The sequence below is a fragment of the Kitasatospora sp. NPDC056783 genome (genome assembly GCF_042789895.1).
Taxonomy (GTDB): Bacteria; Actinomycetota; Actinomycetes; order Streptomycetales; family Streptomycetaceae; genus Kitasatospora.
In genome coordinates this window covers 1-6,215 of record NZ_JBHUAF010000460.1, presented here as the reverse complement: position 1 = coordinate 6,215, position 6,215 = coordinate 1, and the positions used below count along the sequence as shown (strand labels likewise).

Annotated in this window: 5 protein-coding genes; 3 read left to right on the top strand and 2 right to left on the bottom strand. The window is 75.8% G+C overall.

Going from position 1 to position 6,215, the window contains the following annotated elements:
* Positions 1–1,599: HtaA domain-containing protein (locus ACFRMQ_RS36795; protein WP_380735195.1), on the bottom strand; the 1,599-nt coding region annotated here is incomplete at its 3' end.
* Positions 1,600–1,655: 56 nt separating this feature from the next.
* Positions 1,656–3,158, bottom strand: coding sequence for an HtaA domain-containing protein (locus ACFRMQ_RS36790; protein WP_380735194.1), 1,503 nt, complete (start codon positions 3,156–3,158; stop codon positions 1,656–1,658).
* 145 nt (positions 3,159–3,303) lie between these two features.
* Here ACFRMQ_RS36790 and ACFRMQ_RS36785 point away from each other — a divergent pair, with 145 nt between their 5' ends.
* Genes ACFRMQ_RS36785 through ACFRMQ_RS36775 form a run of 3 tightly spaced genes read left to right on the top strand, consistent with a single transcriptional unit; the run spans position 3,304 to position 6,193 of the window.
* A complete protein-coding gene (locus tag ACFRMQ_RS36785) occupies positions 3,304–4,320 on the top strand; it encodes a hemin ABC transporter substrate-binding protein (protein ID WP_380735193.1) in 1,017 nt (338 codons plus the stop codon).
* Entirely contained in the window at positions 4,317–5,378 is a 1,062-nt protein-coding gene (locus ACFRMQ_RS36780; RefSeq protein ID WP_380735192.1) for a FecCD family ABC transporter permease, read from the top strand. Before ACFRMQ_RS36785 ends, ACFRMQ_RS36780 begins: the two co-directional genes overlap by 4 nt.
* Positions 5,375–6,193, top strand: a complete 819-nt coding sequence (locus tag ACFRMQ_RS36775; RefSeq protein WP_380735191.1) for a heme ABC transporter ATP-binding protein — start codon at positions 5,375–5,377, stop codon at positions 6,191–6,193. Before ACFRMQ_RS36780 ends, ACFRMQ_RS36775 begins: the two co-directional genes overlap by 4 nt.
* Positions 6,194–6,215: the final 22 nt, after the last annotated feature.

Genomic DNA, 6,215 nt, shown 5'->3' with positions numbered 1-6,215 from the left:
CACCAGGGCGGTGGCGCTGCCGCCGACCAGCCGCAGGCCGGCCGCGGTGGCCAGCCGCGGGAGCACCGGGGTGTCCGCGCCGGTGGCGGCCAGCGAGCCGCCGCCCGCGCTCAGGCCGCCGGTGGTCAGCGAGGCGCCGCCGACCGTGCCGCCGACCGAACCCTGGCCGCCCGCGGGCGGGTTGGCGCCGCCGGTGCCGGAGCCGCCGGCGGGCGGGTTGGTCGGCAGCTCGGCGTCCTTGTCGAAGGCCAGGGTGGCGCTGACCGGGTCCAGGGCCGTCCCGGCCGGGTAGTTGGAGAACACCGGGACGCCCTCGGCGGTGAGCGTCGCCGGAACGTTGGCGAGCGTCACCACGCCGTTGACCGGCTTCAGCGCGGCGGCGGGGACGTCGAGCTTGGCGATCCGGGCGCCGCTCAGCGTGGTCGACTTGCCGTCCGGGGACTTGCCGTTGACGTCGGCGGTGAGGAAGGCGCCGTCCCGGCCGATGACCAGACCCGGCTTGGAGAGCGTGGTGTCGAGCGCCCAGCCGTCCTTGCCGGGGTGGGCGAGGAAGCGGACCGAGCCGGTGAAGCCGGCGGTCAGCGTGTGGTCGGCGGTGTTGTACCGGCCGGTGGCGCCGCCGAAGCGGTAGTCGGCCGCGCCGCCGCCGAACTCGACCTTGCCGGCGGCCATCGGGGATGCGAGGTAGGCGCGGAAGCTCTCCTTGACCGTCCAGTTCAAGGTGCCGTTCAGCACGGGCAGGCGGTCGGGAGCGGTGCTGGGGGTGCCGGTCGGGGCGGGTGTCACGGTGGCGGTCGCGGTCGGTTCGACGGGGGTGGACGGCGTGGCGCCGGGCGTCGAACTCGGCGCACCGGACGGCGTGGCGGACGGTGTGACGGAAGGTGTGGCGGTCGGCTGGGCCGTCGGGGAGGCCGTACCGGACGGCGTCGGCGTCGCGGACGGGGTGGCCGTGGCGGTCGGCGAGGGCGTGGCGGTCGGCGAGGGCGTCGCCGGGCTCTGCTTGAGCAGCAGCGACAGCGGGTCCATGTCCGCCCCGGCCTGGTAGAAGCCGGCGAAGGCCTGGGCCCCCTGCTCGGTCAGCTTGGCGGCGGTCGGCACCCCGATGGTGGTGTCCCGCCCGACGGTGAAGGTCACCAGCGGTACGTCGTCGCGTCGGGTGATCCCGGTGGCGCCCATCGACTCCTTGGAGGCGGTGTCGGCGGTGAGCGTGCCGGTGGTGCCCGAGGTGGTGACCTTCAGGTCGCTAAGCGCGACGTCCAACGCGCCGTGGTGGGCGGTGAAGTGGACACCGCCGGTGAAGGAGGAGCTGAGCGCGTGGGTGGCGAGGTCGTACTTCGCGCTCGCCAGGCCGAAGTGGAAGGTGCCGTCGGCGTTGCGGGTCGCGCCGCCGGTCAGCTCGACCGCGCCACCCTGGGAGGCCGGGCTCTCGATGTAGCCGCGGAAGCTGCCCTTCACCCCCCAGTCCAGTGCGCCGGTGTCGTAGGTGACGCTGCCCGGGGCGCCGCCGGCGACGGCCAGTGCGGGGGCGCCGAGGGCGGTCAGGCCGAGGCCTGCGGTGGCGGCGGCGAGGGCGGCCAGCCGGGTGCGGTTGCGGGACATGGTGGTGGTGCTCCGTTCGGATGGGGGGATGGCGGGAGGGGGAAGGGTCGGGCGGGTCAGACCGTCCGGTCGGGGTCCGGGGCCGCGGCCGCGCGGCGGCGGCGCACCAGCAGCCCGCCGGTCGCGGCGAGCGCCGCCACCAGCACCGCGCCGCCGGCCACGGCGGCCACCGGGAGGCCGCCCGAGGACGAGGAGGCGGAGGACGCGACGGGCGAGGCGGCGGGGGTGGCCGGGGCGCTGCCGAGGTCGGGCAGCGGGGGCAGTGCGGCGGCGGGGTCGAGGGCGACGGCGAAGCTCAGCGGATCCATCTCGGTGCCCGCCGGGTAGAGGCCCCCGAAGGCCTTGGCGCCGCCCTCGGCGAGCTTCAGCGGCAGCTCGGCGGCCTTCAGCAGACCGCCCTCGGCGGCGAGGCCGGCGGGGTCGAAGGTCGCCAGCTCGACGCCGGTCAGCTGCTGGGTGCCGCCGTCCGGGGTCCGGCCGGAGACGTCCGCGAGCAGTCGGCCCCGGCCGCCCGCCACGGTGACGCCCGGGTTGGCCAGCGTGAGATCCAGCCCGTGGCTCTCGCCGCTGCGCAGGCCGGTGAAGTGGACGGTGCCGGTGAAGCCGGCGGTGAGGTCGCCGGTCGCGGGGTCGTACGTGCCCTTGGCCGGGGTCCAGCGGAAGAAGGCGCCACCGTCGGCCGCACCGCCGCCGAGCTCCCAACGGCCCTGGGCGATCGTGCCGGTGACGTAGTCGCGGAAGGTGCGGCGCACGCCCCAGTCGAGGGCGCCGTTGCCGAAGTCGGTCTTCGCGGGCGCCTGGGCGGTGGGCTCGGCGGAAGGGGTGGTCCCGGCGGAGGGATCGGCCCCGGTGGCGGGCGCGGCCCCGGCGGAGGGTGCCACCGGGGGCGTGGCGCTCGGCGACGGCGCCGCCGGAGTCGCCTGCGCGGCGGGCAGGTTGACCGAGAGGTTGAGCGGGTCGAGGGCCGTTCCGGCCTGGTAGAAGTTGCCGAAGGCCTTCGCCCCGGCGTCGGTGAGGGTGGCCGGGACGTTGCCCAGGCTCAGGGTGCCGGCCGCCCCGCGCAGGTCGACGCCGGCCAGCGAGAGGTCGGCCAGCTTGGCCTGGCTCGCCTCGCTGACCTGCCCGGTCTCCTTGGACTTGCTCCTGACGTCGGAGTACAGCCCGGCCGAGCCACCGGGGACGGCCCGGAAGGTGAGTCGCCCGAGGCTCAGGTCGAGCGCGTTGGCGCCGTTCTCCTGGTGCCCGGTGAAGCGGACGCCGCCGGAGAAGCCCGCGGTCAGCGCGCCGGTCGCCGGGTCGTACGTGCCGTTCGCGGAGTGGAAGCGGAAGGTGCTGCCGCCGACCGTGGCCGCGCCGCCGGTGAGCGCCCAACTTCCCTTGGCGATGGGCCCGGTGACGTAGGTCAGGAAGGACTGTTTGATCCCCCAGTCCAGCCGCCCGCCGGAGACCTTGCCCTCGGCCGCGACCGCCCGGGCCGGCGACAGGCCCACCGCCGACAGGGTGGCGAGCAGGGCCACCAGGGAGGCGGCCGAACGGCGGAGCCGGCTGGACAGGGACACGCGGATCACTCCTCGAAGGGTCATGGGGGAAGCGGCAGGGGCGGGGCCCCTGTCGGAGTGAGGTAAGGCTAACCTAATATATGAACAAGCGACTCCTCCCCCACCCGGCCGGAGGCGACGACAACCCCCGACGAAGGGAAGCACGTTGAGCAGCAGTACGATCCGACCCCGGGCGGCCCGCAGACCGGCCCTGCTGCTGCTCCTCCTCGGCCTCCTCCTCCCCCTCACCGCCTGCGGCTCCGCCACCGGGACGGCCACGACCGCCACCACCCGCGCCCCCGACGCCGTCGAGCCGCTGCCCGTCGAACCCGTCCCCCGGCTCCCGGCCACCACCCCCTCCGCCGACGGCCGCCAGGTCACCGTCACCAGCGCCGAACGGATCATCCCGCTCGACGGCAGCCTCGCCGAGCTGGTGTTCAGCCTCGGCCTCGGCCCCAAGGTGGTCGCCCGCGACGTCTCCACCACCTTCCAGCAGGCCGCCGCACTGCCGGTGATCACCCAGGCCCATGACGTGTCCGCCGAGGGCGTGCTCTCGCTGCACCCGACCGTCGTCCTCGCCGACCGCTCCACCGGCCCGGCCGAGGCGATCGCACAGATCCGCGCGGCCGGCGTCCCGCTGCTCCTGCTGGACGACGCCAAGAAACTCACCGATGTCGGCCCGCGCATCGACACCGTCGCCGCCGCCCTCGGAGTGCCGGACGCCGGGCGGCAGTTGAAGGAACGCACCGAGCAGCGGATCGACGCCGCCAAGGCCGCCGTCCCGGCCACCGGCCGCCGCCCCAAGGTGGCCTTCCTCTACCTGCGCGGCAGCGCCTCCGTCTACCTGCTCGGCGGCCCCGCCTCCGGCGCCGGCTCGCTGATCGAGGCGGTCGGCGGCGAGGACGCCGGCACCGCCGCCGGGCTCAGCGGCGACTTCACCCCGCTCACCAGCGAGGCCCTGGTCAAGGCCGCGCCCGACGCCATCCTGGTGATGAGCAGGGGGCTCGACTCGGTCGGCGGCGTCGACGGCCTGCTCAAGCTCCCCGGCGTCGCCCAGACCCCGGCCGGGCTGGACCGCCGGATCGTCTCGATCGAGGACGGCCAACTGCTCAGCTACGGCCCGCGCACCCCCCAGGTGCTCCGGGAGATCACCGCCCAGCTCCACCCGGCGGTCGCCAAGTGACCACCACCGTAAGGGAGAAGAGCCTCCCCGGGCCGTCCGGGACCACCCTGGTCACGGCCGTGCTCGCCATCGCCCTGGTGCTCTGCGCCCTGCTCGCGGCCGGCACCGGCGCCTACCGCGTCCCGCTCGGTGACGTCCTCGCCTCCGCCGCCCACCGCCTCGGCCTGGGCGGGCACGCCCTGGACCGGGTGCCCGAATCGGTGCTGTGGAACGTCCGGCTGCCCCGGGTGGTGCTCGCCCTGCTGGTCGGCGGCTCGCTCGGCTGCGCCGGGGCGCTGATGCAGGGCGTGTTCGGCAACCCGCTCGCCGAACCCGCCGTCATCGGCGTCTCCTCCGGCGGCGCGGTCGGCGCGGTGGCCTGCATCGTGCTCGGCCTGGACGCGCTCGGCAGCTGGACGGTCACCGCCTTCGCCTTCGCCAGTGGGCTGTTGACGGCCTTCGCGGTGTACGTCATGGCCCGCTCCGGCGGGCGCACCGAGGTCGTCACGCTGATCCTCACCGGCGTCGCCGTGAACGCCTTCTGCGGCGCGCTCATCGGCATCTTCCTGTTCACCGCCGACTCCGCCGCGATCAGCCAGGTCACCTTCTGGCAGCTCGGCTCGCTCGCCCAGGCCACCTGGGGCAAGGTGCTCGCCGTCCTGCCCTTCGCCGCGGTCGGACTCACCGTCGCCCCGCTGTACGCCCGCAGGCTGGACCTGCTGGCCCTCGGCGAGCGACCCGCCCGCCACCTCGGCGTCGACGTCGAGCGGATGCGCCTGACCCTGATCACCGTGGTCGCGCTGCTCACCGCCGCGGCCGTCGCCGTCAGCGGCATCATCGGCTTCGTCGGCCTGGTCGTCCCCCACCTGCTGCGGATGCTGGCCGGGCCCGGCCACCGCTTCCTGCTGCCCGCCTCGGCGCTCGGCGGCGCCCTGGTGCTGGTGGCCGCCGACCTCGCCGCCCGCACCCTCGCCGAACCGGCCGAACTGCCGCTCGGGGTGCTCACCGCACTGATCGGCAGCCCGTTCTTCTTCTGGCTGCTGCGCCGGACCAGGAGCAGGCAGGGAGGCTGGGCATGAGACCGCACCGACACCGGACGATCCCCGAACGGCCGATCCCCGGCACCGAGTTGCTCACCGCCGAGGCCGTCCGGCTGACCGTCGGCGGCCGTGCGCTGCTGTCCGGCGCGTCCGTACGGGTCGCCGCCGGCGAGGTGGTCGCCCTGCTCGGGCCGAACGGCGCGGGCAAGTCCACCCTGCTGTCCGTCCTCGCCGGGGACGTCGCGCCGCACGGCGGCGAGGTCGCCCTGCGCGGCCGCCCCCTCGGCTCCTACGGACCCGCCGAACTCGCCCTGCACCGCGCGCTGTTGCCACAGTCGGCCGCGCTGTCCTTCCCGTTCCCCGCCGACGAGGTGGTCCGGATGGGCCGCGCGCCCTGGGCCGGGACGGCGGCGGCCGCCGAGGACGAGGCGGTGGTCGCCGAGGCGATGGCGGCCACCGAGTCCACCGCCTTCGCCGGGCGCCCGTTCACCGCCCTGTCCGGCGGAGAGCGGGCCCGGGTGGCGCTGGCCCGGGTGCTGGCCCAGCGCACCCCGCTGCTGCTCCTGGACGAGCCGACCGCGGCCCTCGACCTGCGCCACCAGGAACTGGTGCTGCGGGTCGCCCGGGAGCGCGCCGCCGCCGGGGACGGCGTGGTCGTGGTCCTGCACGACCTGTCCCTCGCGGCGGCCTACGCGGACCGGGTGGTCCTGCTGGCGGCCGGGGCGACGATCGCCGACGGACCCGTCGCCGAGGTGCTGCGGGCGCCGTTGCTCAGCGAGGTATACGGGCACCCCGTCGAGGTGCTGGCGCACCCGCGCACCGGCGTGCCGCTGGTGCTGCCGGAACGGGCCTGAGCCGAGGGGCCCCGGTCGCCCG